This window comes from Pseudomonas sp. AE27 (assembly GCF_037113495.1).
Lineage (GTDB): Bacteria > Pseudomonadota > Gammaproteobacteria > Pseudomonadales > Pseudomonadaceae > Aquipseudomonas > Aquipseudomonas palmensis.
In genome coordinates, this window is record NZ_CP146966.1 from 4849474 (window position 1) to 4872259 (window position 22786).

Sequence of the window (22786 nt, forward strand, 5' to 3'; positions counted from 1 at the left end):
AGATCCGTGAAAAAGGATTCCCTCAAGAGCTGGTTCAAGAGCGGCGCCCCTGGCGTCTGGATAAGCGGTGGCGCGGTGTCCATCGCGGTGATCATGACCATCGGTCTGCTCTCCGTGATCGCCGTGCGCGGCCTGGCGCACTTCTGGCCGGCCGACCTGATTCAGGCCAGCTACAACGTGCCGGGCCAGGCCAACCACATCGTCATCGGCGAAGTGGTGCAGAAGGAAGAGGTGCCGCTGGCACGCCTCAAGGGGGCCGGCCTGCCGGTACCCGACAACGGCCCGGAGTTCATGACCCGCGAGCTGATCAAGGTCGGCAACCGCGACCTCAACGGCAGTGACTTCACCTGGGTGGTCGGCGACTGGCTGGTGGACCAGCAGAAGCCGGTCGACCTGATCGCCCTGGAGCGCCGCGAGTGGGGCAACTTCTACGGCTACCTGGTCAGCGTCAAGGAAAACGGCAAGGTGGTTGCCGAAGGGCAGGCCGCCTGGAACGAGCTGCAGGCACGCCTCAAGCGTGCCGCCGGCCTGGCCGGCGAGCTGCAGAAGCTCGAGAAGAAGGACATCGGTGCGATCAACCATGGCCTTGAGCGCCTGCGTCTGCAAGCCCGCAAGCTGGAACTGCAAGGCAAGCTGACCCCTGTAGCGCAGGCCGACATGGATGCCGAGCGCGCCGAGCTGAACAACCGCTACAAGGCCATCGAGGACCGCCTGGGCAAGCTGCACCAGGACTTCAGCCGCGACAGCCTGGTGGCCCGTGACGGCAATGGCCGCGAAGTCGAGATCAACCTCGACAAGGTGGTGCACGCCTACCAGCCCAACGCCATGAACAACTTCACCAAGCTGGGCACCTACTTCGCCAAGGTGTGGGAGTTCCTCAGCGACGACCCGCGTGAAGCCAACACTGAGGGCGGGATCTTCCCGGCGATCTTCGGCACCGTGATGATGACCCTGATCATGGCCGTGATCGTCACCCCGTTCGGCGTGCTGGCGGCGGTGTACCTGCGTGAATATGCCCGCCAGGGTCCGGTGACCCGGCTGATCCGCATCGCGGTGAACAACCTGGCCGGCGTGCCGGCGATCGTCTACGGCGTGTTCGGCCTGGGCTTCTTCGTGTACGTGCTGGGCGGCTCGCTCGACCATCTGTTCTTCCCCGAAGCACTGCCGGCGCCGACCCTGGGTACCCCGGGCCTGCTGTGGGCCTCGCTGACCTTGGCGCTGCTGGCGGTGCCGGTAGTGATCGTGGCCACCGAAGAAGGCCTGGCGCGGATCCCGCGGACCGTGCGCGAGGGCTCGCTGGCCCTGGGTGCGACCAAGGCCGAGACGCTGTGGAAGATCGTGCTGCCGATGGCCAGCCCGGCGATGATGACCGGCATGATCCTGGCCGTGGCCCGTGCCGCGGGCGAGGTGGCGCCGCTGATGCTGGTGGGTGTGGTGAAACTGGCGCCGTCGCTGCCGGTGGACGGCAACTACCCGTACCTGCACCTGGACCAGAAGATCATGCACCTGGGCTTCCACATCTACGACGTCGGCTTCCAGAGCCCCAACGTCGAGGCCGCACGGCCGCTGGTTTACGCCACGGCGCTGCTGCTGGTGATGGTGATCGCCACGCTCAACCTCTCGGCGGTATGGATACGCAACCACCTGCGCGAGAAGTACAAGGCGCTGGATAGCTGATACCCCTTATTGCAAGCGCCGCCCGTGTGTTGTGCCGGGCGGTACGATGAAACGAAATTGATAGCGTATGGAGTCTTACCATGCAGCATGAATCCCACACCCACGGCATCGACATGTCCGCCCTGGGTCGTACCAAGCAGAGCCTGCAGCTGGCCGACGAGACCGTGGCCATCGAAGTACCGGGCCTGAGCCTGTTCTACGGCGAGAAGCAGGCGCTGTTCGATGTCAGCCTGAACATTCCCAAGCAGCGCGTGACTGCCTTCATCGGCCCCTCCGGCTGCGGCAAGTCGACCCTGCTGCGCACCTTCAACCGCATGAACGACCTGGTCGACGGCTGCCGGGTGGAAGGCGCGATCAACCTCGACGGCAACAACATCTACCGCAAGGGCGAGGACGTGGCCGAGCTGCGCCGCCGCGTGGGCATGGTGTTCCAGAAGCCCAACCCGTTCCCCAAGACCATCTACGAGAACGTGGTGTACGGCCTGCGCATCCAGGGCATCAACAAGAAGCGTGTACTGGATGAAGCCGTGGAGTGGGCACTCAAGGGTGCCGCACTGTGGGAGGAGGTCAAGGACCGCCTGCACGACTCGGCCCTGGGCCTGTCCGGCGGCCAGCAGCAGCGCCTGGTGATCGCCCGTACCATCGCGGTGGAGCCAGAGGTGCTGTTGCTCGACGAACCGTGCTCGGCGCTGGACCCGATTTCCACGCTCAAGGTCGAAGAGCTGATCTACGAACTCAAGTCCAAGTACACCATCGTCATCGTGACCCACAACATGCAGCAGGCCGCGCGGGTTTCGGACTACACCGCGTTCATGTACATGGGCAAGCTGGTGGAATACGGTGACACCGACACCCTGTTCACCAACCCGGCGAAGAAGCAGACCGAAGACTACATCACCGGTCGGTATGGCTAGGATTCAACGATTGAACGCCGCCTGACAGCACTTACCGGACGCGCCAAGGATTTCTCATGATCGACAAAGACAGCCTTACCCATCACATCTCCCAGCAGTTCAACGCCGAACTTGAAGAGGTTCGCAGCCATCTTCTGGCAATGGGCGGCCTGGTCGAGAAACAGGTCAACGACGCCGTCACCGCGCTGATCGAGGCCGATTCGGGCCTGGCCCAGCAGGTGCGCGAAGTCGATGAGCAGATCAACCAGATGGAACGCAACATCGACGAGGAGTGCGTGCGCATCCTGGCCCGGCGCCAGCCGGCGGCGTCGGACCTGCGCCTGATCATCAGCATCTCCAAGTCGGTGATCGACCTGGAGCGTATCGGCGACGAATCGACCAAGATCGCCCGCCGCGCCATCCAGTTGTGCGAAGAAGGCGAGTCGCCGCGCGGCTACGTGGAGGTGCGTCACATCGGCGACCAGGTACGCAACATGGTGCGCGACGCGCTCGACGCCTTTGCCCGCTTCGATGCCGAGCTGGCGCTGTCGGTGGCGCAGTACGACAAGACCATCGACCGCGAGTACAAGACCGCCCTGCGCGAGCTGGTGACCTACATGATGGAAGACCCGCGCTCGATCTCGCGGGTACTGAGCGTGATCTGGGCGCTGCGTTCGCTGGAGCGCATCGGCGACCACGCGCGCAACATCGCCGAGCTGGTGATCTACCTGGTGCGCGGTACCGACGTGCGTCACCTGGGCCTGAAGCGAATGAAGGAAGAAGTCGAGGGCAACGGCAACGGCGAAAAAGCTAATGTTCCGGGCAAACCTGACGATAAATAGGACTGCCCCGAGAATGAACGCCCGGCCTTGGCCGGGCGTTTTCGTTTGCGGCAGCGCAACAGCACGCACCCGCGAATGATTTGACGGAGCCCCGGCATGAGCGAAGTCTTGGCAAATGGCCATCAGTCAACGTTATGCTAGCCGGGTCTTGAAGGAGTGGCGATGAGTAAAGTCAGTGTTCTGGTCGTGGATGACGCGCCGTTTATCCGTGACCTGGTGAAAAAGTGTCTGCGCAATTACTTCCCCGGCATGGTCATCGAGGACGCGGTCAACGGTCGCAAGGCCCAGGTGCTGCTGGAGCGCGAGCGTTTCGACCTGGTGCTGTGCGACTGGGAGATGCCCGAGATGTCGGGCCTGGAGCTGCTGACCTGGTGCCGCCAGCACGAAGCGCTCAAGGCCATGCCGTTCATCATGGTGACCAGCCGTGGCGACAAGGAAAACGTGGTGCAGGCGATCCAGGCCGGTGTGTCGGACTTTGTCGGCAAGCCGTTCACCAACGAGCAGTTGCTGACCAAGGTGAAGAAGGCGCTGACCAAGCTGGGCAAGCTCGATACCCTGATGGCCAGTGCGCCCACCCGCGCCACCTCCGCGTTTGCCAATGACTCGCTGTCGGCCCTGACCGGCGGCAAGGCCGAGACCGTGCGCCCGGCCGCCCCAGCTGCGGCCCCGGTGGCGGCGGCCAAGCCACTGATCAATGCGCCGCAACCGGGCGCGGCCAAGGCGGCGGCGCCGGCGGGCCGCGGACAGGGCCAGCTGCGCCTGTCCAGCGGCAACCAGGCCTGCGTGATCAAGGCCCTGAGCCTGAAGGAAGCCTTGCTGGTGGTACGCCGTGGCGAAGTGCTTCCGCAGATCCTGGAAGGCGCGGTGCTGGACCTGGAGCAGGGCGACAATGCCGAGATCGCGCGGCTCAACGGGTACCTGCATGCGGTGGTGGCGGTGGAATCCAAGCCGGACAGCGACTGGCTGCAGCTGACCTTCCGCTTTGTCGATCAGGATGCGCAGAAGCTCGACTACCTGTCGCGGCTGATTGCCCGCGGTACGGCGCTCAAGCACTTCGTGCCGGGGGCCTGACAGGCCCTTTGCTGCTCGCAGCCTCTTCGCCGGCAAGGCCGGCTCCTACAGCCGTAGGAGCCGGCCTTGCCGGCGAAGGACACACCACTGATCGCCTGCCATACCCCGCATCACTCCCCGCAACACGCCCTCCATATTCCCCTGCTAGGCTTGCTCACAGCTAACCTGTCAGATGGCCACTACCGATGCCGCCACACCTGCTGCTGTTCTGCGCCCTGTTGCTGGCTGCCGGCCCGAGCTGGGCCATGACCATCTACAAGAACACCGACGCCGACGGCGTGGTGTCCTATTCCGATCGCCCCAGCCCCGGCGCTCGCGCACTGGTGTTCCGTGATCGCATGGTCGAGCAGCTGGGCCAGCAGGTGCAGTTGCAGGTCAGCAAGTACGCCGACGGCGTGCGTTTCAGTGCCCGCAACGAGCTGCACGCCCCGGTCGAAGTGGAACTGCGCCTGGAGCGCCTGGGCAACGTGCAGAACCTGGCGCCGCGCATCGTCCGGCGGGTGGTACCGGCCCGTTCCACGCTGCTGCTCACTGCCCTCGGTGCGCGCAAGCCCGGTACCCCGGTCAGCTACCGCGAGCAGTTCAACTACACGTTGGGCAACCCCGCCCAGCGCACCCAGGCCTATCGCTACCCGTTCCCCTGGCGCGGCGGCCCGTTCCGCCTCTCCCAGGGCCCCAATGGCACCTACAGCCACTTCGGCCCCAAGGGCCGCTATGCCATGGACATCGCCATGCCCGAAGGCACGCCGATCATCGCGGCGCGGGCAGGGGTGGTGATAAAGACGGAAAACACCCAGAGCGGGCGCGGTACCAACCCGGCAGGCAATTTCGTGCGGATTCTGCATGCCGACGGCACCATGGGCGTGTACCTGCACCTGATGCGCGGGTCGGTGGTGGTCAGCGAAGGCCAGCGGGTGGCCTATGGCACGCCGCTGGCAAGGTCCGGCAACACCGGCAACAGCAGCGGGCCGCACCTGCATTTCGTGGTGCAGCGCAACGTGGGGCTGGCGCTGGAGTCGATCCCGTACCAGTTCAACCAGCCCATCGGCGGGCTGCCGAGCTTTACCGCCGGCAACCCGTAAGGCGCGTCAATCGAGCTTGAGCACCTTGGCCAGCACTATCTTGGGCCCTTTCATCTTCTTGATGATGATGCGTAGGCCGTCGACCTCCAGCACCTCTTCTTCTTCCGGTACGCGCTTGAGCGTCTCGTAGACCAGGCCAGCAAGGGTTTCGGCCTCGATATGGTCCAGGTCCACGCCCAGCAGGCGCTCGACCTTGAACAGCGGGGTGTCGCCGCGCACCAGCAGCTTGCCGGGCTGGTAGGCGAGGATGCCGCGCTCGGTCTTGCGGTGTTCGTCCTGGATGTCGCCCACCAGCACTTCGAGCACGTCTTCCATGGTCAGGTAGCCGATCACCTTGCCATCGGCCTCTTCGACCAGGGCAAAGTGCGCGCCGCCCTTGCGGAACTGCTCCAGCAGCTGCGACAGCGGCATGTGCCGCGATACGCGTTCCAGCGGGCGGGTCAGCTCGGCCAGGTTGAACGACTCGGGCAGGTGGTCCAGCGCGGCCAGTTCCAGCAGCAGGTCCTTGATGTGCAGCAGGCCGACGAATTCGCCGCTTTCGGCGTCGAGCACCGGGTAGCGGCTGAACTTGTGCCGGCGGAACATCGCGAGGATCTCCTTGAGCGGCGCATGGGCGTCGAGGCTGACCATGTCTTCACGGGAATTGGCCCAGTCGACCACTTCCAGTTCGCCCATCTCCACCGCCGAGGCCAGTACGCGCATGCCCTGGTCGCTGGGGTCCTGACCCCGGCTGGAGTGCAGGATCAGCTTGAGTTCCTCGCGGCTGTAATGGTGCTCGTGGTGCGGGCCGGGCTCGCCCTGGCCGGCGATGCGCAGGATGGCGTTGGCACTGGCGTTGAGCAGGTAGATGGCCGGGTACATCATCCAGTAGAACAGGTACAGCGGTACCGCCGTCCACAGCGACAGCAGTTCGGGCTTGCGAATGGCCCAGGACTTGGGCGCCAGCTCGCCGACCACGATGTGCAGGTAGGAGATCACGAAGAAGGCGCTGAAGAACGATACGCCCTTGATGACTTCGGGCGATTGCACGCCCACCGCCGCCAGCAGCGGCTCGAGCAGGTGCGCGAAGGCCGGCTCGCCGACCCAGCCCAGGCCCAGCGAGGCCAGTGTGATGCCCAGCTGGCAGGCCGACAGGTAGGCGTCCAGCTGGCTGTGTACGGTACGCAGGATATGCCCGCGCCAGCCGTTCTTGCCGGCAATCGCCTCGACCCGGGTCGAGCGCAGCTTGACCATGGCGAACTCGGCCGCAACGAAGAATCCGTTGAGCAGAACCAGCAGCAGAGCAAAAAGAATCATGCCGAAATCGGCGAACAGTGAAGCGAGGGTGATACCAGGGGAAGGGTCCATGATGGAGTTTTACGGGGTCCGTCTTCTGAAATAAGGGAGTGTGGCAATGCCAGCAGGTACTGGCGCGAGTCAGCCAATGTAGCGGCTGACTGCGCAAATTTAAAGGGCGGTCGCTCAGGAAACGGTGCGGGTTGCCACCTGAACGGGGGCGAAATGGCAGGTAAAGGTACTGCCGTGGCCCGGTACGCTGCTGATCTCCAGCCGGCCGCGGTGGCGCAGCAGTACGTGCTTGACGATCGCCAGGCCAAGGCCGGTGCCGCCGGTGGTGGAGTTGCGGCTGGAGTCTACGCGGTAGAAGCGCTCGGTCAGGCGTGGCAGGTGCTTGGGGTCGATGCCGATGCCCGAGTCCTGCACGCTCAGGTGCGCGCCCTGGGCGTCGGCCCACCAGCGGATGCGGATCTGGCCTTCATCCTGGGTGTACTTGACGGCGTTGAACACCAGGTTGGAGAACGCGCTGCGCAGTTCCGCCTCGCTGCCCTTGAGGCGCACGCCCGGCTCGGCGTCCAGGGTGATGCGCTGGTTGCGCTGGCCGGACAGGGCCTGGGCATCGCCCTTGATCGACTGCAGCAGGCTGTCGATGGCCACCGGCTGGTTGTCGGAGGGGTAGTCGGTGGCCTCCAGCTTGGCCAGCAGCAACAGGTCGTTGAGCAGTGTCTGCATGCGCACGCCCTGCTGCTGCATCTGGGTCAGGGCCCGCACCCAGCGAGGGTTCACCTCCTCGACGTTGTCGAGCAGGGTCTCCAGGTACCCGGCAATCACCGTCAGTGGCGTGCGCAGCTCGTGGGAGACGTTGGCGACGAAGTCCTTGCGCATCTGTTCGAGCTGGTGGATGCGGGTCACGTCGCGCACCAACATCAGGTGTTCGTTGTTGCCGTAGCGGGTGATGTGCAGCTGGATGCGCAGGCGGTCGCTGATGGGCGAGGGGATTTCCAGCGGTTCGAGGTAGTTCTCCTGTTCGAAGTACTCCTTGAAGCGCGGGTGGCGGACCAGGTTGGTGACCGGCTGGCCGCTGTCCTGTGGGGTCTTGAGCCCCAGCAGGGTCTCGGCGGCGCGGTTCCACCACTCCAGGTTGCCGTCGCTGTCGAGCATGATCACCGCATCCTTGAGGGCGGCGGTGGACTCCTGCACGCGGTCGATCACTGCCTGCAGGCGCCCGCGCACGCGTTGGTCGCGGCGTTGCAGGTGGTAGATGCTGTCGAACACCTCGCCCCACAGGCCATAGCCGTCGGGCGGGGCCTCGTCGGGTTTGTGCTGGCGCAGCCAGTCGTGCAGGCGCAGCAGCTGCTTGAGGGTCCAGCCCAGATACACGCCAAGGCCCAGGGCCAGGCTCCAGCCGTAATGGCCGCTGATCAGCCCTGCCAGCAGGCAGACGGTGGTCAGCAGCAGCATGTGGCGAATCAGGGTGCCATGCCAGTTTTGGTTCACGGTGGGTCCTTAGGACCCGCTGCAAGCTGCAAGCGGCAAGCTGCAAGATTGAAGCGGATCTGCGTTTGCTTTTGCTCTTACTTGAGGCTTGTAGCTTGCCGTGTTCTCAACTCTTGGTTGAGAACCGGTATCCCGTGCCGCGCACGGTTTGTACCAGATTTTCGTAGGCTTCACCCAGCGCCTTGCGCAGACGGCGGATATGCACGTCGACGGTGCGCTCCTCCACGTACACATTGCCGCCCCATACCTGGTCGAGCAGCTGGCCACGGGTGTAGGCGCGCTCCTGATGGGTCATGAAGAACTGCAGCAGGCGGTATTCGGTAGGGCCCATCTCGGCAGGCTTGCCGTCGATGGTCACGCGGTGGCTGATCGGGTCGAGCAGCAGGCCGCCGACCTCGATCGGGGCCTCGCCATCACTGGGGCCGGCACGGCGCAGCACGGCCTTGAGGCGGGCCACCAGTTCGCGCGGGGAGAACGGCTTGGTGATGTAGTCGTCGGCGCCGACTTCCAGGCCCTGGATCTTGTTGTCTTCCTCACCCTTGGCGGTGAGCATGATGATCGGGATGTCGCCGGTCAGCTCGTCGCGCTTGAGGCGCCGCGCCAGTTCGATGCCCGAAGTGCCCGGCAGCATCCAGTCGAGCAGGATCAGGTCGGGCTTGCGGTCGACGATGATGGCATGGGCCTGCTGCGAGTTTTCCGCCTCCAGGCAGTCGTAGCCGGCCATTTCCAATGCAACGGCGATCATCTCGCGAATCGGCGCCTCGTCGTCAACGATCAGAATGTTCCTGCCAACCATGCTCAAACCTCTTCCCATTAAGGTGTCTTGGCCCGCATTAGATAACGGAATTATTGCAGTCGTGTGACAGGTCGTGTGGCCTGGCGGCAACATTCCTTGGCTGAGCTAGGCTTTAGCTCCCACCCATCACCAAAAACGGTGAATCCAATGACACGACATACGCTGAACTGGATGGCTCTCTTTGCTGTTGCAGCACTGGCCCTGCCGGGGGTGGCAGCGGCCGCGCCGGGGATGGAGAAGAACGGCGTGCTGGTCGATTCTGCCGGCATGACGCTGTACACCTTCGACAAGGATGCCGGCGGCAAATCCATGTGCAATGACGACTGCGCCAAGAACTGGCCGCCCCTCAAGGCCATGGCGGGCGACGCCGCCGACGGCAAGTGGACGCAGATCAAGCGCGAAGACGGCTCGATGCAGTGGGCCTACGATGGCAAGCCGCTGTACACCTTCGTCAAGGACAAGAAGGGCGGTGACATGACCGGCGACGGCATGAAGGACGTCTGGCACGCCGCCAAGCCATGAGGCCGGCCTTGCGCGGCCGCCCCCGGGGGCGGCTAGCGCAGGGCGTAGTCCAGTACCACGCCGATGAACACCAGCAGCCCGGCCCAGTGGTTGTGCAGGAAGGCCTTGAAGCAGGCGTCGCGATCCAGGCTGCGGGTCGACCAGTATTCCCAGGCGAAGCACAGCGCCGCGCCTACCAGCCCCAGGTGGAACCAGCCACCCAGCTCGAAGCGGTTGCCGGCCATCAGCAGGCAGCCCAGCGACAGCAGCTGCAAGGTCAGGATGATGGCACGATCGGCTTCGCCGAACAGGATCGCGGTGGACTTGACCCCGATCTTCAGGTCGTCGTCGCGGTCGACCATCGCGTAGTAGGTGTCGTAGCCCACGGTCCACAGCAGGTTGGCGATGTACAGCAGCCAGGCGATGGCCGGCAGCTCGCCGGTGGCGGCGGTGAAGGCCATGGGGATGCCCCAGGAATAGGCTGCGCCCAGCACCACCTGCGGGTAATAGGTGTAGCGCTTCATGAACGGGTAGCAGGCTGCCAGCGCCACGGCGCCGAACGACAGCCATACCGTCTGCGCATTGGTGCACAGCACCAGCACGAAACTCAGCCCCACGAGGGTCGCGAACAGGACCAGCGCCTCGCGCCCGCTGATGCGCCCGGCCGCCAGCGGGCGTTCGGCGGTGCGCTTGACGTGACCGTCGACCTTGCGGTCGGCAAAATCGTTGATCGCGCAGCCCGCGGCGCGCATCAGCACCACGCCGAACAGGAAGATCAGCACGTTGGCCACGGTGGGCGTGCCCTTGGCCGCGATCCATACCGCCGTGAGGGTGGGCCACAGCAGCAGGTAGATGCCGATCGGCTTGTCCATGCGGCTGAGCTGGATGAAGTCCCACGCCCGGGGGTGCAGGCGATTGAGCGACTTGAGCAGGCTCAGGTACATCAGCGGTCCTCCAGGCGGGTGTCGGTGGCCTGCCACAGGGCGGGCAGGAAGATCTCGGCCACCAGGATGCTCAGTTCACCCTGGTCGAACCGCGAACGGCGTGCCCACAGGCCGTCATGGCGCTGCTCGCGGGGCAACCAGGCGGCAGGGTAGTGGCACACCTCGATGGCCTGGCGGGCAAACCCGGGGCTGCAGAACAGCAACTCGCCCAGCGAACGGCTGCCCAGCGCTTCCATGTCCAGGCCGCCCTGCTGCAGGGCGCTGCGCGCGGCCACACTGCGTGCGTACACCCACGGCTGGCCATGCCCGCGCAGGTACACCTCGCGCACCCAGCCTTCGCTGCCCGTGGCCAGGCCGAGGCTGGTGCACTCGTCGGCGCGCAGCGGCTGCCAGCCCTCGTACAGGGGGGTCACGCTGAAGTGATCGGCGGATAATCGGGTCAGGCGGCGGGTCAACGAGCCCTGGTCGAACAGCCAGTCGGCGGTAAGGGGGTCGGCGCTTGCGGCCAGCGGCGTTTGCTGCTGCAGCCAGTGTGGCGCGGGCACTTGCGAGGTTTCGTACGGCACGGTAGGTATGCGGTTACAAGCCAGTGAGGCGCCGAGCTTAGCATGTTTGCCGGTTGCGCTTGCATCGCGCCACCAGCCTCAGTACAAAGCCCCCTGACGATCCATGCAGCGCCAAGACTGTAATGATCACAACCGATGTGCGTCTGGATTACTGGAGGGAGAGCGATCATGAAGAAGTGGCAATGCGTGGTATGCGGGCTTATCTACAACGAGGCCGATGGCTGGCCGGATGACGGCATTGCGCCGGGCACCTTGTGGCAGGACGTGCCGGAAGACTGGCTGTGCCCGGACTGCGGCGTGGGCAAGATGGATTTCGAGATGATCGAAATCAACTGATCATTTTTTATACAGGGAAGGGATGAAGGCATGAGCGATCCGGTGGTGATTGTCGGTACGGGGCTGGCGGGCTACAACCTCGCCCGCGAATTTCGCAAGCTCGACGGCGAGACGCCGTTGCTGCTGATCAGCGCCGATGATGGTCGCTCGTATTCCAAGCCGATGCTGTCCACCGGCTTTGCCAAGGACAAGGACGCCGACGGCCTGAGCATGGCCGAGCCGGGGGCCATGGCCGAGCAGCTCAAGGCCCAGGTGCGTACCCATACGCGCATCAGCGGCATCGACCCGGGCCACAAGCGCCTGTGGATCGGCGAGGAGCAGGTACCGTACCGCGACCTGGTGCTGGCGCTGGGCGCGCAGACCATCCAGGTGCCGGTGCAGGGCGACGCAGCCGATGCGATCTTCCCGATCAACGACCTCGAAGACTACGCGCGCTTTCGCGCCGCGGCGGCCGGCAAGCGCCGGGTACTGATTCTGGGGGCCGGGCTGATCGGCTGCGAGTTCGCCAACGACATGCACCTGGGTGGCTTCGAGATCGACATCGTCGCCCCCTGCGAGCAGGTCATGCCGACCCTGCTGCACCCGGCCGCCGCGGCTGCGGTGCAGGCTGGGCTGCAAGGGCTTGGTGTGCGCTTTCACCTGGGCCCGGTGCTGACCCGCCTGGAACGTTCGGCCGATGCCCTGCAAGCGCATCTGTCCGATGGCAGTGTGATCGTCTGCGACCTGGTGGTATCGGCCATCGGCCTGCGCCCCCGCATCGACCTGGCTGCCGCCGCTGGCCTGCAGGTCAATCGCGGGGTGGTGGTCGACCGCCACCTGCGCACCTCGCACGCCAATATCCATGCCCTGGGCGACTGTGCCGAGGTCGACGGCATCAACCTGCTGTACGTGATGCCGCTGATGGCCTGCGCGCGCGCGCTGGCGCAGACCCTGGCGGGCAATCCGACGGTGGTCAGCTACGGGCCTATGCCCATCACGGTGAAGACCCCGGTATGCCCGCTGGTCGTTTCACCGCCGCCACGCGCCCGCGAAGGCCAGTGGCAGGTCGAAGGGCAGGGCAGCGACATCAAGGTGCTCTGCCGGGATGCCGATGGCCAACTGCTGGGCTATGTATTGACCGGTACGGCAGTGATGGAAAAGCTGGCGCTGAACCGTCAACTTCCGCCGTTGCTGGCATAAATAGCTGTCGTTCTGTCGGATATACCCTGCCATTGCCTGAACAATGGCCGCCCAGAGACTGGCGCGGCCCCTGGCGGCGTGCCATTCTCACACCCGTCTGCCGCAGTTTAGAGCCTGCGGTGCCTTAGGCGCTGCCTGCAAGGCAGCACGGCATAACAACAAAAAATCCGTCAGAGGGGCTTCACCATGCGTAAACCAGAACTCGCCGCAGCCATTGCCGAGAAAGCCGACCTTACCAAGGAGCAGGCCAACCGCGTGCTCAATGCCGTACTGGAAGAAATCACCAACGCGCTGCACAAGAAAGACAGCGTCACCCTGGTAGGCTTCGGCACGTTCCTGCAGCGCCACCGTGGCGCGCGCACCGGCAAGAACCCTCAGACGGGCGAGCCGGTGAAGATCAAGGCCAGCAACACCGTGGCGTTCAAGCCAGGCAAGTTCCTCAAGGACAGCGTCAATCCGTAAGGCCGTGGGCTACTGATTGCATTGAAGAGCGGGCACCCCTACAAGGTGCCCGTTCTTGTTTGTGTTGCGGCTCTTCGCCGGCAATGCCGGCGCCTGCAGCAGATAACCGCCGTCTGCAGGAGCCGGCGTTGCCGGCGAGGAACCCACCGTGCAGTGCGCTATTGCCGTGCCCCGTGCTTGTGACTAGCATACGCCGCCGCCCACACCCGCGCGGCGGTGTTCCAGGGAGGGAGCGGCATGGGCAACTCATCATTCATCGAATCGTTCGGCTCATGCCTGTGAGCTGTGCGCCCCCCTATCGCTTCTACGTCTGGTTACCCTGGGTATGCCTGGTTTCGCTGCTGTGTCTGGATGTCTACCAGTACGGCCTGCGCGTGACCGGTTTCGAGCCGTTCCTGCAAATCTACCTGCTGGGCTTCGGCCTGCTTGGCTACCCCCTGTTCGCGCTGTGGGCCAGCCGCCGCCTGCACCTGGCGCCTCGGCACCTGTGGTGGGCGCCGTTGTGGTGCGTCCCTTTCTACGCACTGCCCTGGGTGCTGTATGGCCTGGTCTACCTGCTCACCGGCCGTATCGCCGGGTTGGGCCTGATGCTGATGTGGGTGGCCTTTGTGCCCTACCTGCTGGGCGCCGGCTATTTTTTCGTCACCCTGACCGCGCTGCTGCTGGCGGCGCAAAGGCGCCTGTGCAATGGACCTTGAGCTGAAGAATTACCTGGCAGGTCTCGCCGACAGCAACCTGTTCGGCAGCCTGGCCATCCTGTGCCTGTTCGCCTTGCTGCTTAACCTCGGCGAGCGCCAGCGCAACACGCGCTGGGTTAGGCTGCTGACGTTTGGCTGCCTGTTGTCGGTGGTGCTGCTGCACGGTGTGGGCACCTACTGCATGAATACCCAGGTACCGTGATGAAGGCAGTAATCGGGGTGGTATTGGTGGCCGTGCTGGCGCTGGGGGTGGGCACGCCGCTGTTCGGCAACCTGCTGATGCTGCTGATGGACCGCGACAACTTCATCCCCGCCGAATCGTCGCTGCTGAGTTTCGAGCCGTATCAGGTGTCCCAGGGCTCATCGAACTATTGGCTGTACGGCGAGGACGACCGTTACTACTACCACTTCACCCATGAGCCCGCTCACCCCTATCGCTATATCGCCAAGGACAATCACTGCCCGGCGTTCGACCGTGACGATGTGCGCAGCTGGTGCAATGCGCTGCAAGGAACGCCGCCCAAATGAAGCGACAACTGCTGATCAATGTCGCCCTGCATGCACTGGCCATCGTGCTCTACGGGGTGCTCAACGATATTGCCGTGGACTGGTACAAGGGCCACTACGGCGGCTTTACCGCCCGTGGCGTGTCCTCCGGCAGCATTGTGTTCCTGGTGATGTGGGTGTTCGTGCCGCTCAATGTGGTGCTGCCCCTGTTGACCAACTGGAAGCTCAAGTACTGGCTGGTGGCCGCGCAAATCGTGTTGATCCTCTGGTGGCTGTTGCCCGAGCACCCGGTGCGGGCGTACTTCTTCAGTTGCCTGGCGGGCGGCCTCAGCCTGTCGGCGGTGCTGATCTCGCATTGGCTGAGGCGTAAATGAGCAGCCCGACCGTAAAGCAGCAACTGTGGCGCTGGCTGGTGGTGCTGGGCGTGCTGGCGTGGGTGGGCTATCAGATTCACGCGCTGATCGAGGCACCCGGCCAGACCTCGTTCGTCAGCGAGTCGGGGCGCTACCGTTTCCAGAACGTGCCGGCACGCAGTTGGCTGATACCCTTCGGCGGCATGGGCTACATGCGCGTGACCGATCGCGAGCGCCCGGGCGAGGTCTGGCGCACGCCGCTGTACGACCTGCAGTCGCTGGACATGCGCGACTTCGAGGATGAAGCCGAAGTGGGCATCTACTGGATCAATTTCAACAAGCGCGACCGCCATTTCGACATCGCCATGCCGCAATGGGAGCCGCACTGGCTCAACAGCTTCATCGCCAATACCGACTACACCGTGGCCGAAGAACAGGCCCGCTGCCGCAAACCCGAGCACCTGGTGCGCTACTTCTGGGACCTTTGGCTGTGGCTGGTGTGGGTCAGCGACTACCCCTGCACGCAAACCGAGTACTACATCAACCCGCCCCCGGTGTATCAGCCATGAAGTCGAGTATCTCGATGCTGCTGGCCGGCCTGCTGGCAAGTGCGCTGGCGCAGGCCGCGCCGGTTTGCCCCAGCCGCGACTTCGCGATGTTTTTCAAGGCGTTTGCCGAGGATGCGCAGCTGCAGGCCGATTTTACCGCCCATACCCTGGTCGAGCAGCGCCTCCAGGCCGGGCCCGAGGGGCCGCAACCGGTGGTACGCAAGCTCGAGCCGGCCCTGCGTCCTGATCTTTCGCAGCTGTCGTCGGAGCGGGTGGCGGCCAACGGGCTGATCCGTGAAATCGCGCTGCCCGACCGGGTTTACCTGCGCGACCAGCGCGGCGAGGTGTTGCAGGCATTCATCTTCGAGCAGGCCGACTGCTGGGCGCTGGCACGGGTCGAGGACTGGTCGCCGAGCGACGCGCTCAAGAGCGTGAAAACCCCCGATGATGCCGCCCCCGGCGTGCGTGCGCTGCTGCGCGGCGATGCCTACGAGCAACTGGGCCAGGGTGAAATCAAGCCCATCGACAAGCAGCTGTTCATCGCTGCGCTCAACAGCTACCTCGATGCCGTGGACCAAGGCTCTGCCTACGCTGCCTACAGCGCTGCGGCAATCAGCCTGTCGGGCATGGCGCCGCGCCTGAGCAACCAGCGCCTGGAGCAGTTGCTGCGCCTGTCGTCGGCCACTGTCCCTGAAGGGGCACTGATGCTGGCGAGCTTCTATTGCGACGAGGGCCAGTACCGCCCCGACGACAACACCTGCAAACACCCGCAGAAGGCCCTCGACGCCTTGCGTCAGTCCGCCGCAATGGGCTCGGGCAATGCCTTCAACGAGCTGGGCAGCGTGTATGCGCGCGGTGAAATCGTGCCTGCCCAACCGGCACGCTCGCTGGCCTGCTACACCGAGGCGGTGGCGCACGGTGCAGACTGGGCGGACTTCAATGCCCAGGAGATGATCAAACGCGGCGCTCGCGCCGACAAGGACCAGCCATGCCTGTAGCCCACAACTGGCGCGAATGCCTGCAAGACCCGACGCTGAGCCCGCCCGCGCCCTGGGTCAGCTTTCCCGAGCTCGACCCGCAGGGGCTGGGCAGCCTGCAGGGCGATTTCGAACACTACTGGCATTACTGCTGGTGGCCGTTCTGGTTGCGCCTGGGCAAGGCCCGCCAGCAGGCCTACCTGCTGCGCCACAACGCACCGCGTGGCTGGGCAGAGTATCTGGCGCACATCGACAACCAGCCTCCGTCGCCCGGGCTGGCGCCACTGCCCGAACACTGGCGTGGCGACAGCCCGGTCACCCACCGCCAGTTGCTGCGCTGGGTGCTGCCGATAGTGGTGCACCTGTTTGCGGTGGTGGCCTACGTGGCGCTCAACGGCACGCTGGTGAGCTGGTACAAGCAGTACGCCGGCGGGCTGACGTCGCGCGGGGTAGCCGTTGGCATAGCGATGTACATGGTGTTCTGGTTCTTCGTCGGCATGAACCTGCTGATCGCCCTGCTGCCACGGGTGTGGGGCAAGGTACAGGCCACGGTGTTCATGGCGGCGATCATCGGCTTCTACCTGTGGCCCGAGCATCCGCTGCGGGCGCTGTTCTACAGCACACTGTCTGCCAGTGTGACCCTGGTGGCCATCGGCGCGAATGCGCAGCTGCACCGTCACTTTCTCAACCTCATCTTCAAGGGTTCGAAATGAAGCGCACCCCTCACGCCGTTGCCTTGGCGTTGTCACTGTCACTGGCAGGCACTGCCCATGCCGCAGTACCTGCCGAAAAAACCATCGAGGGCGCAGGCGGGGCGAAGCTTTCGTTCTCCAAATGGAGCGCCGAGGAGAACGGCTGGCATGCGGTGCAGTGGCAAGGCGCCAATGGCAAGGGCTTCACCTTGTACCCGCACGAGTTTGCGCGGGATGCGATCGATGGCGACGCTTCGGCAGTGTCGCCTGACGGGCGCTTCGTGATGCTCTACCGCCTGCGCCAGTCGGGGCGGCAGTTCACGCCCCCCACGCTGCGCTGCGACATGGTGGCGATGGACACCGGTTGTGTGATGGCCACGCGGCTGGCCCAGTACTGCGTGGGCCGTTGGCAGAACGGCGCCTGGCAGCCGGAGAACAAGCTGCCCTGGGCTACCAAGCTGGAAACCATCAAGCCGGCCAAGGTCGCAGGCCTGCTGCACAGCAGCGAGAACCGCGAGATACCCGCGCGTCACGCCGTACTGGCCGAAGAGGTGTACATGGGCCTGGATTCCTACATGGCCTGCCATGCGCCCCAGGACAACGTGCCCGGCTACAACGACATGGGCTACCTGATCGGCGACGACTGGAACCCCAACCTGATGCTGCGCATCTATCGCGCCATCGAGCCCTTTGCCCAGGGGCGTCGGGCGCTGCAGCTGAACATTGCCGATATTCTCTGGGGCTACGGCAACTCGCGCGAAGCCGGCCCTTACTACGCGCGCTATCGCCAGCAGATGCTGGAGGCCGGCGCGGCGCAGAAGATTCCGTCACGGGTGCAACTGCGCCTGGATGCGGTACCGGCTGCCGACCCCAACCGGTAGGCCGCACACCCTGACATACAGTCGCCTTCAACAAAGCGAAGATGGCTGTAGCCTTTGGTCGCAAAAAAGCTAAACTGCGCCCCTCAGTCACTTTTCGCCTAGGGGCGCACATGAAGTTTCGTTTTCTGCTCTGGGCCATGGGTTTGCTGATGGCCCGGGCCAGCCGCAACAACCCGGCGTTCCAGCAGCAACTGAAGGACAAGGACCTGGTGTTCCAGTTGCAGACCCTCGACGGCAAGGTCGCCCGGCACTTCATCGTCAGCAACCAGCGCATCCGCAGCAAGGGTGGCACCCATGCCGAGCCTGCGTTCGCCATTGCCTTCAAGGATGCCGCCTACGGCTTCGCCACGCTGCAGGCCAAGAACAAGCAGCTGGCGTTCATGCAGGGGATTCAGGACAAGTCGATCCAGATCAAGGGCAACCCGGCCCTGGTGATCTGGTTCCAGGGCCTGATGAAGTACCTGATGCCGCGCAAGAAGAAAGCCTGAGCGCAGCGCCCAGGCTTCAGGTTGTCAGTGCGGGGTGAACTGTGACGCCAGTTCACGCAGCAGCGATTCGGCTTCAAGCACCTTGTGCACCACGTCCTCGGCCTTCTCGCGGCTGATGTTCAGGCGCTCCAGCAACGCGTCGGGGATGCGGTCGTCCGGCCCCGAGCCGATGCCGCGCGCGCGCAGCAGGCGTACCGCCACACACACCAGGTTGGGGAAGGCGGCATGGTCGCCCGCGTAATGCGGGTCGTGCTGAAAGCGCAGGGCGGTGGCCAGCTCTTCGGGCATGTCCCAGAAGCGCATCAGCCAGGCACCGATCTGCTCGCGGCTGATGCCCAGCAGGTGCTGCTCGACATAGCTGTGGCACAGGTGCGGGTTGACCTCCAGGTGGCGGCAGATCAGCGAGAAATGCGGCGGGAACACATGCGCCAGCAGCAGGTAGCCGAAGTTGTGCAGCAGCCCGGCCAGGTAGGTCAGGCCCGACTCAGGACGCTCGGCGCGGGGCATGGCGCGGGTCAGGCCCTCGATCACGGCGGCGGTGTAGATCGATTGCTGCCAGTAGGGGGTGGTCTGCTGCGGGTGATCCTTGGGCAGGCTCAGGGTCTTGCCCAGGGCCAGGCCCAGCGCCAGGTTGATCACCAGGTCGAAGCCCAGCACCCGCACGATGGCGTCTTCCACCGAGCGGATCTTGCCGGGGGAGGCGTAGTAGGGCGAGGCGGCCCAGCTGACCACCTGCGCGGCCAGCGCCGGATCGGTCTCGACCACACCGGTGATGTCGTCGATGGTGGCGTTGGGGTCGACCCGCAGCTTGATGATCTTCTGTGCGGTCTCGGCCAGCGGCGGGATCTCGATGGTCGATTCCAGGCGCTGCTGGATGCGTCGTGCGGTAAATGCCTGCACCGCCTCGGTGATCTCCTTGCTGTCATCGGCCGGCCGGTCGAGGTTGGGGCGGATCTCGCTGAGCATTACACCGAAATGCCCGGCACTGGCCTTGGCCAGCATCTTCCTGAAGTGCTCGCTGTGGATTTCCAGCAGCAGGCCGGGGGTTCCGGAATGAATCAGCAGGGCCGGCTGCTTGAGCAGGCGCTCCTCGTACAGGCACGGTGAGCTGGTCAGCGCCGGAATGGCGGGCAGGATCGTCAGGCCGTGCTTCTTGAGCATCAGTTCGAGCCGCTCGAGCGGTACGGCGGTGAGCTTGCGGCCGGTCAGCTCGGTCAGGTGGCTGAGGTCCAGCAGCTGGTTCTGCGGGAACAGCACCATCAGCGCACCGACCGCGTCGTCGAGCAGCACGGCCTGGACCTTGGCCTCGGGCGCCAGCTGCGGGTGGTCGATGACCTCGCGGTAGGCGATGCCGAGCTTGTCGAGCAGCAACCGGATAACAGACGGTGTGTGGGGGGTTGCGGTATCCAGGGCAACTTCAGTCATGGTCTGTATCCAGTATTTTTTCAGCGGCCAGTATAGCCGGCTCGATGGGGGCGGCCCGCGTCGACATGGGAGGTACGTCACACCTGGCCATATTGCTGCCCGTGGCGTAACCAGCGGTCGAGCAACGGGCTGACGTGGTCCGGCCAGCGTGCCAGCAGGGCCTGTGCAGCATCGCGCACCGCCGGCAGCAGGTCGGCGTCGCGCATCAGGTCGGCGACCTTGAACTGCAACAGGCCGGTCTGGCGGGTCCCGAGCATTTCGCCCGGGCCACGCAGTTGCAGGTCTTTCTCCGCAATGACAAAGCCGTCATTGGTTTCGCGCATGATCCCCAGGCGTTCACGCCCGATCTGCGACAGTGGCGGATGATACAACAGTACGCAGTGGCTGGCGGCACTGCCGCGTCCGACTCGCCCGCGCAACTGGTGCAGCTGGGCAAGACCAAGGCGTTCGGGGTTCTCGATGATCATCAGGCTGGCGTTGGGTACGTCCACGCCCACCTCGATCACGGTGGTGGCCACCAGCAGTTGCAGGTTGCCCTGCTTGAACTCGGCCATCACCGCAGCCTTCTCGGCCGGCTTCATGCGCCCGTGGATAAGCCCCACGCGCAACTCGCCCAGGGCACTGGTGAGCTCTTCGAAGGTGGTTTCGGCGGCTTGGCAGGTCAGCTCTTCGGACTCTTCGATCAGGGTGCATACCCAATAGGCCTGGCGCCCTTCGGCACAGGCGGCGCGCACGCGCTCGACCACTTCGATGCGGCGGCTGTCGGCCACCAGTACGGTGTTGACCGGGGTACGCCCCGGCGGCAGTTCGTCGAGCACCGAGGTGTCGAGGTCGGCATAGGCGCTCATGGCCAGGGTGCGCGGGATCGGCGTGGCAGTCATGATCAGCTGGTGAGGGCACAACTGGCCGCCCACGCCTTTCTGGCGCAGGGCCAGGCGCTGCTGTACGCCAAAGCGGTGCTGTTCGTCGATGATCGCCAGGGCCAGGTTGTGAAACTTCACCTCTTCCTGGAACAGCGCATGGGTACCCACCACCATTGGCGCGCCGGCGGCGATCTGCTCCAGCGCGGCGGTGCGCGCCTTGCCCTTGAGCTTGCCGGCCAGCCAGGCGACTTCGATGCCCAGCGGTTCGAGCCAGCGCTTGAAGGTGACGAAGTGCTGCTCGGCAAGAATCTCGGTGGGGGCCATCAGCGCCACCTGGTAGCCGGCTTCCAGCGCCTGCAGGGCTGCGAGCGCGGCGACCACGGTCTTGCCGGCACCCACATCGCCCTGCACCAGGCGCAGCATCGGCTCGGGCTGGCTGAGATCGTAGGCGATCTCGTTGCCCACGCGCTGCTGTGCGCCGGTTGGAGCGAAGCCCAGGTTGGCCAGGTATTGGGCCGCCAGCCTGCTCGCCCTGGGCAACACCGGGGCCCGCTGGGCGCGCAGGCTCTCGCGCAGGCGCTGCTGCGACAGCTGGTGGGTCAGCAGCTCTTCGAAGGCCAGGCGGTGCTGGGCCCAGTGGTGGCCCACGGCAAGCTCTTCGACATCGGCATCGGCCGGCGGGTGGTGCAGGTAGCGGATAGCATCGGCCAACGGTGCCAGCTGGTAGTCGCGTGCCAGTTCCAGCGGCAGCCAGTCGGGCAGGCTGCGCGGGCCGAGCAGGCCCAGGCTCTGCTGGCACAGCTGGCGCAGGCGCTGCTGGGTGAGGCCTTCGGTGGTCGGGTAGATCGGGGTCAGGGTGGTATCGACCGGGGGCGGCTCGTCGCCGGTCAGGGCGCGGTACTCGGGGTGGTAGATCTCCAGGCCCGAGGCGCCGGGGCGCGCTTCACCGTAGCAGCGAAGGTGGGTGCCGCGCTTGAGCGCTTCTTTCTGGGCATTGCTGAAGTGGTAGAAGCGCAGGCTCAGCGAACCTGTGCCATCGCCCAGGCGCACCAGCAGGCTGCGGCGCCTGCCCATGGTCACGTCGGTGCCACTGACCACGCCTTCGATCACTGCATCCTGGCCCGGGCGCAGGGCGCCGATCGGCACCACGCGGGTGCGGTCCTGATAGCGCAGGGGCAGGTGGAACAACACGTCCTGGATGTTCTCCAGGCCAACCTTGGCCAGCTTCTCGGCCAAGGCTTCGCCAACGCCCTTCAGTGCCGTGACCGACACCTTCGACAACTCGGTCATGCTCGGGCCCTAAGGTGCGGCGGGTGGCTTGGCCACCGAACACAGGCGGATCGAGTCGGCCAGAATCTCGATGGCCTTGGGCCGCGGGAAGCTCGCGCGCCAGGCGATCGCCACGGTGCGAAACGGTGCCGGCGGGCTCAATGGGCGGACTTCGATGATGCCCGGCGCGTAGTGATGGCTGTGCACGGCCGACAGCGGCAGGATCGACACGCCCAGCCCCGAGGCGACCATGTGGCGGATGGTTTCCAGCGAGCTGGACTCCACCGTGGTGTGCTTGGCGCCATCGTTGCCCTTGGTCAGGGTCGGGCAGGCCTCCAGCACCTGGTCGCGGAAGCAGTGGCCTTCGCCGAGCAACAGCAGGCTCTTGTCGTTGAGCAGGCTGGCGTCGATGGTCTCTTTCTTCGTCCAGGGATGCTCGCTGGGCATCAGCACGTAGAACGGCTCGTCGTACAGCGGCAGCGTCAGCACGTCGGCTTCATTGAACGGCAGGGCGATGATCACCGCGTCCAGCTCGCCGTTGCGCAGCTTGTCACGCAGGATATGGGTGAAGTTTTCTTCGATGTACAACGGCATCTGCGGAGCAACCCGGTGCAGTTGCGGAATCAGGTGCGGGAACAGGTACGGGCCGACGGTATAGATGGCCCCGACCTTGAGCGGCGCGGTCAGCTGGTTCTTGCCGGCCTGGGCCAGTTCACGGATGCCCTGGGCCTGCTCCAGTACCTTCTGCGCCTGGGCCACGATGCCTTCGCCGACCGGGGTCAGGCGCACCGCGCTCTTGCTGCGCTCGAAGATCAGCACGCCCAGCTCGTCCTCCAGCTTCTTCACGCCCACCGACAGGGTCGGCTGGCTGACGTGGCAACGCTCGGCCGCGTGGCCGAAGTGCTGTTCCTGAGCGAGGGTGACGATGTAGCGCAATTCTGTGAGGGTCATAACGTGCGTCCAT

General features: G+C 65.0%; 26 protein-coding genes. 18 read left to right on the top strand and 8 right to left on the bottom strand.

Annotation, left to right across the window (positions count from 1 at the left end):
* The first annotated feature begins 6 nt into the window (after positions 1 to 6).
* The 5 genes from pstA (at position 7) to V9K84_RS22240 (ending at position 5565) form a co-directional block, all read left to right on the top strand.
* On the top strand, positions 7 to 1677 hold the full coding sequence (pstA, locus tag V9K84_RS22220) for a phosphate ABC transporter permease PstA (protein ID WP_043861543.1): 1671 nt from the start codon (positions 7 to 9) through the stop codon (positions 1675 to 1677).
* Between the two features lie 80 nt (positions 1678 to 1757).
* Positions 1758 to 2591: a phosphate ABC transporter ATP-binding protein PstB gene (pstB, locus tag V9K84_RS22225; protein WP_043861544.1), complete on the top strand. Its 834-nt coding sequence runs from the start codon at positions 1758 to 1760 to the stop codon at positions 2589 to 2591.
* A gap of 56 nt (positions 2592 to 2647) precedes the next feature.
* Positions 2648 to 3412, top strand: coding sequence for a phosphate signaling complex protein PhoU (gene phoU, locus V9K84_RS22230; RefSeq protein ID WP_043861545.1), 765 nt, complete (start codon positions 2648 to 2650; stop codon positions 3410 to 3412).
* A gap of 162 nt (positions 3413 to 3574) precedes the next feature.
* A complete protein-coding gene (locus V9K84_RS22235; protein ID WP_088513972.1) occupies positions 3575 to 4483 on the top strand; it encodes a response regulator in 909 nt (302 codons plus the stop codon).
* A gap of 185 nt (positions 4484 to 4668) precedes the next feature.
* Positions 4669 to 5565, top strand: a complete 897-nt coding sequence (locus V9K84_RS22240) for a M23 family metallopeptidase (RefSeq protein ID WP_054916463.1) — start codon at positions 4669 to 4671, stop codon at positions 5563 to 5565.
* Positions 5566 to 5571: 6 nt separating this feature from the next.
* Here the strand turns inward: V9K84_RS22240 and V9K84_RS22245 are convergent, their stop codons facing one another.
* The 3 genes from V9K84_RS22245 to phoB form a co-directional block, all read right to left on the bottom strand.
* Positions 5572 to 6912, bottom strand: a complete 1341-nt coding sequence (locus V9K84_RS22245) for a hemolysin family protein (RefSeq protein ID WP_043861548.1) — start codon at positions 6910 to 6912, stop codon at positions 5572 to 5574.
* A gap of 114 nt (positions 6913 to 7026) precedes the next feature.
* Entirely contained in the window at positions 7027 to 8301 is a 1275-nt protein-coding gene (gene phoR, locus V9K84_RS22250; RefSeq protein WP_213085772.1) for a phosphate regulon sensor histidine kinase PhoR, read from the bottom strand.
* A gap of 142 nt (positions 8302 to 8443) precedes the next feature.
* On the bottom strand, positions 8444 to 9133 hold the full coding sequence (gene phoB / locus V9K84_RS22255) for a phosphate regulon transcriptional regulator PhoB (protein ID WP_028942483.1): 690 nt from the start codon (positions 9131 to 9133) through the stop codon (positions 8444 to 8446).
* 147 nt (positions 9134 to 9280) lie between these two features.
* Here phoB and V9K84_RS22260 point away from each other — a divergent pair, with 147 nt between their 5' ends.
* Positions 9281 to 9655 (top strand): hypothetical protein, encoded by a 375-nt coding sequence (locus V9K84_RS22260; protein WP_088513973.1) that lies wholly within the window; start codon positions 9281 to 9283, stop codon positions 9653 to 9655.
* Positions 9656 to 9687: 32 nt separating this feature from the next.
* Here the strand turns inward: V9K84_RS22260 and ubiA are convergent, their stop codons facing one another.
* Together ubiA and V9K84_RS22270 are read right to left on the bottom strand one after the other, a co-directional pair.
* A complete protein-coding gene (ubiA, locus tag V9K84_RS22265) occupies positions 9688 to 10578 on the bottom strand; it encodes a 4-hydroxybenzoate octaprenyltransferase (protein ID WP_054916464.1) in 891 nt (296 codons plus the stop codon).
* The gene (locus tag V9K84_RS22270; RefSeq protein ID WP_256582763.1) at positions 10578 to 11105 is read right to left on the bottom strand and encodes a chorismate lyase; all 528 of its coding nucleotides are present in this window, start codon (positions 11103 to 11105) and stop codon (positions 10578 to 10580) included. Before V9K84_RS22270 ends, ubiA begins: the two co-directional genes overlap by 1 nt.
* Before the next feature lie 207 nt (positions 11106 to 11312).
* Between V9K84_RS22270 and V9K84_RS22275 the strand changes: the two genes are divergently transcribed.
* The 12 genes from V9K84_RS22275 (at position 11313) to V9K84_RS22330 (ending at position 18265) form a co-directional block, all read left to right on the top strand.
* Positions 11313 to 11480, top strand: coding sequence for a rubredoxin (locus V9K84_RS22275; protein ID WP_007954349.1), 168 nt, complete (start codon positions 11313 to 11315; stop codon positions 11478 to 11480).
* A gap of 30 nt (positions 11481 to 11510) precedes the next feature.
* The gene (locus V9K84_RS22280) at positions 11511 to 12659 is read left to right on the top strand and encodes an FAD-dependent oxidoreductase (RefSeq protein WP_054916465.1); all 1149 of its coding nucleotides are present in this window, start codon (positions 11511 to 11513) and stop codon (positions 12657 to 12659) included.
* Between the two features lie 186 nt (positions 12660 to 12845).
* A complete protein-coding gene (locus V9K84_RS22285) occupies positions 12846 to 13121 on the top strand; it encodes an HU family DNA-binding protein (RefSeq protein WP_008366879.1) in 276 nt (91 codons plus the stop codon).
* A gap of 272 nt (positions 13122 to 13393) precedes the next feature.
* Positions 13394 to 13819: a hypothetical protein gene (locus V9K84_RS22290; RefSeq protein WP_078481443.1), complete on the top strand. Its 426-nt coding sequence runs from the start codon at positions 13394 to 13396 to the stop codon at positions 13817 to 13819.
* Positions 13809 to 14021, top strand: a complete 213-nt coding sequence (locus V9K84_RS22295) for a hypothetical protein (RefSeq protein ID WP_078481444.1) — start codon at positions 13809 to 13811, stop codon at positions 14019 to 14021. The genes V9K84_RS22290 and V9K84_RS22295 overlap by 11 nt, the downstream gene beginning before the upstream one ends.
* Positions 14021 to 14347, top strand: coding sequence for a hypothetical protein (locus V9K84_RS22300; RefSeq protein WP_088513975.1), 327 nt, complete (start codon positions 14021 to 14023; stop codon positions 14345 to 14347). Before V9K84_RS22295 ends, V9K84_RS22300 begins: the two co-directional genes overlap by 1 nt.
* Entirely contained in the window at positions 14344 to 14700 is a 357-nt protein-coding gene (locus V9K84_RS22305; protein ID WP_043861556.1) for a hypothetical protein, read from the top strand. Before V9K84_RS22300 ends, V9K84_RS22305 begins: the two co-directional genes overlap by 4 nt.
* Entirely contained in the window at positions 14697 to 15248 is a 552-nt protein-coding gene (locus tag V9K84_RS22310; protein ID WP_052504257.1) for a hypothetical protein, read from the top strand. The genes V9K84_RS22305 and V9K84_RS22310 overlap by 4 nt, the downstream gene beginning before the upstream one ends.
* Positions 15245 to 16225 carry a sel1 repeat family protein gene (locus V9K84_RS22315; RefSeq protein WP_143516612.1) on the top strand — a complete coding sequence of 327 codons (981 nt, stop codon included), beginning with the start codon at positions 15245 to 15247 and terminating at the stop codon, positions 16223 to 16225. The genes V9K84_RS22310 and V9K84_RS22315 overlap by 4 nt, the downstream gene beginning before the upstream one ends.
* The gene (locus tag V9K84_RS22320; protein WP_256582762.1) at positions 16216 to 16917 is read left to right on the top strand and encodes a hypothetical protein; all 702 of its coding nucleotides are present in this window, start codon (positions 16216 to 16218) and stop codon (positions 16915 to 16917) included. The genes V9K84_RS22315 and V9K84_RS22320 overlap by 10 nt, the downstream gene beginning before the upstream one ends.
* Positions 16914 to 17777 carry a hypothetical protein gene (locus V9K84_RS22325; protein ID WP_088513976.1) on the top strand — a complete coding sequence of 288 codons (864 nt, stop codon included), beginning with the start codon at positions 16914 to 16916 and terminating at the stop codon, positions 17775 to 17777. The genes V9K84_RS22320 and V9K84_RS22325 overlap by 4 nt, the downstream gene beginning before the upstream one ends.
* A gap of 110 nt (positions 17778 to 17887) precedes the next feature.
* Positions 17888 to 18265 carry a helicase gene (locus V9K84_RS22330; RefSeq protein WP_043861558.1) on the top strand — a complete coding sequence of 126 codons (378 nt, stop codon included), beginning with the start codon at positions 17888 to 17890 and terminating at the stop codon, positions 18263 to 18265.
* A gap of 24 nt (positions 18266 to 18289) precedes the next feature.
* Here V9K84_RS22330 and V9K84_RS22335 read toward each other — a convergent pair whose 3' ends face one another.
* From V9K84_RS22335 to V9K84_RS22345, 3 genes are all read right to left on the bottom strand, one after another.
* A complete protein-coding gene (locus V9K84_RS22335) occupies positions 18290 to 19690 on the bottom strand; it encodes an aminoacyl-tRNA deacylase and HDOD domain-containing protein (protein ID WP_043861559.1) in 1401 nt (466 codons plus the stop codon).
* Positions 19691 to 19767: 77 nt separating this feature from the next.
* Positions 19768 to 21843, bottom strand: coding sequence for an ATP-dependent DNA helicase RecG (gene recG, locus V9K84_RS22340; protein ID WP_043861560.1), 2076 nt, complete (start codon positions 21841 to 21843; stop codon positions 19768 to 19770).
* 9 nt (positions 21844 to 21852) lie between these two features.
* Complete coding sequence (locus V9K84_RS22345; protein WP_043861561.1) at positions 21853 to 22773, bottom strand: hydrogen peroxide-inducible genes activator; 921 nt, start codon at positions 22771 to 22773, stop codon at positions 21853 to 21855.
* Positions 22774 to 22786 lie beyond the last annotated feature (13 nt).

Coding starts and splice junctions, on each gene's coding strand:
- V9K84_RS22280 (WP_054916465.1), top strand. CDS start 11,511: ATGAGCGATCCGGTGGTGATTGTCGGTACGGGGCTGGCGGGCTACAAC.
- V9K84_RS22240 (WP_054916463.1), top strand. CDS start 4,669: ATGCCGCCACACCTGCTGCTGTTCTGCGCCCTGTTGCTGGCTGCCGGC.
- phoR (WP_213085772.1), bottom strand. CDS start 8,301: ATGCTGCTGCTGACCACCGTCTGCCTGCTGGCAGGGCTGATCAGCGGC.
- V9K84_RS22325 (WP_088513976.1), top strand. CDS start 16,914: ATGAAGCGCACCCCTCACGCCGTTGCCTTGGCGTTGTCACTGTCACTG.
- V9K84_RS22305 (WP_043861556.1), top strand. CDS start 14,344: ATGAAGCGACAACTGCTGATCAATGTCGCCCTGCATGCACTGGCCATC.
- V9K84_RS22300 (WP_088513975.1), top strand. CDS start 14,021: ATGAAGGCAGTAATCGGGGTGGTATTGGTGGCCGTGCTGGCGCTGGGG.
- phoU (WP_043861545.1), top strand. CDS start 2,648: ATGATCGACAAAGACAGCCTTACCCATCACATCTCCCAGCAGTTCAAC.
- V9K84_RS22295 (WP_078481444.1), top strand. CDS start 13,809: ATGGACCTTGAGCTGAAGAATTACCTGGCAGGTCTCGCCGACAGCAAC.
- V9K84_RS22335 (WP_043861559.1), bottom strand. CDS start 19,690: ATGACTGAAGTTGCCCTGGATACCGCAACCCCCCACACACCGTCTGTT.
- V9K84_RS22275 (WP_007954349.1), top strand. CDS start 11,313: ATGAAGAAGTGGCAATGCGTGGTATGCGGGCTTATCTACAACGAGGCC.
- V9K84_RS22310 (WP_052504257.1), top strand. CDS start 14,697: ATGAGCAGCCCGACCGTAAAGCAGCAACTGTGGCGCTGGCTGGTGGTG.
- V9K84_RS22260 (WP_088513973.1), top strand. CDS start 9,281: ATGACACGACATACGCTGAACTGGATGGCTCTCTTTGCTGTTGCAGCA.
- V9K84_RS22235 (WP_088513972.1), top strand. CDS start 3,575: ATGAGTAAAGTCAGTGTTCTGGTCGTGGATGACGCGCCGTTTATCCGT.
- phoB (WP_028942483.1), bottom strand. CDS start 9,133: ATGGTTGGCAGGAACATTCTGATCGTTGACGACGAGGCGCCGATTCGC.
- V9K84_RS22245 (WP_043861548.1), bottom strand. CDS start 6,912: ATGGACCCTTCCCCTGGTATCACCCTCGCTTCACTGTTCGCCGATTTC.
- V9K84_RS22330 (WP_043861558.1), top strand. CDS start 17,888: ATGAAGTTTCGTTTTCTGCTCTGGGCCATGGGTTTGCTGATGGCCCGG.
- pstB (WP_043861544.1), top strand. CDS start 1,758: ATGCAGCATGAATCCCACACCCACGGCATCGACATGTCCGCCCTGGGT.
- V9K84_RS22285 (WP_008366879.1), top strand. CDS start 12,846: ATGCGTAAACCAGAACTCGCCGCAGCCATTGCCGAGAAAGCCGACCTT.
- V9K84_RS22345 (WP_043861561.1), bottom strand. CDS start 22,773: ATGACCCTCACAGAATTGCGCTACATCGTCACCCTCGCTCAGGAACAG.
- recG (WP_043861560.1), bottom strand. CDS start 21,843: ATGACCGAGTTGTCGAAGGTGTCGGTCACGGCACTGAAGGGCGTTGGC.
- ubiA (WP_054916464.1), bottom strand. CDS start 10,578: ATGTACCTGAGCCTGCTCAAGTCGCTCAATCGCCTGCACCCCCGGGCG.
- V9K84_RS22315 (WP_143516612.1), top strand. CDS start 15,245: ATGAAGTCGAGTATCTCGATGCTGCTGGCCGGCCTGCTGGCAAGTGCG.
- V9K84_RS22320 (WP_256582762.1), top strand. CDS start 16,216: ATGCCTGTAGCCCACAACTGGCGCGAATGCCTGCAAGACCCGACGCTG.
- V9K84_RS22290 (WP_078481443.1), top strand. CDS start 13,394: ATGCCTGTGAGCTGTGCGCCCCCCTATCGCTTCTACGTCTGGTTACCC.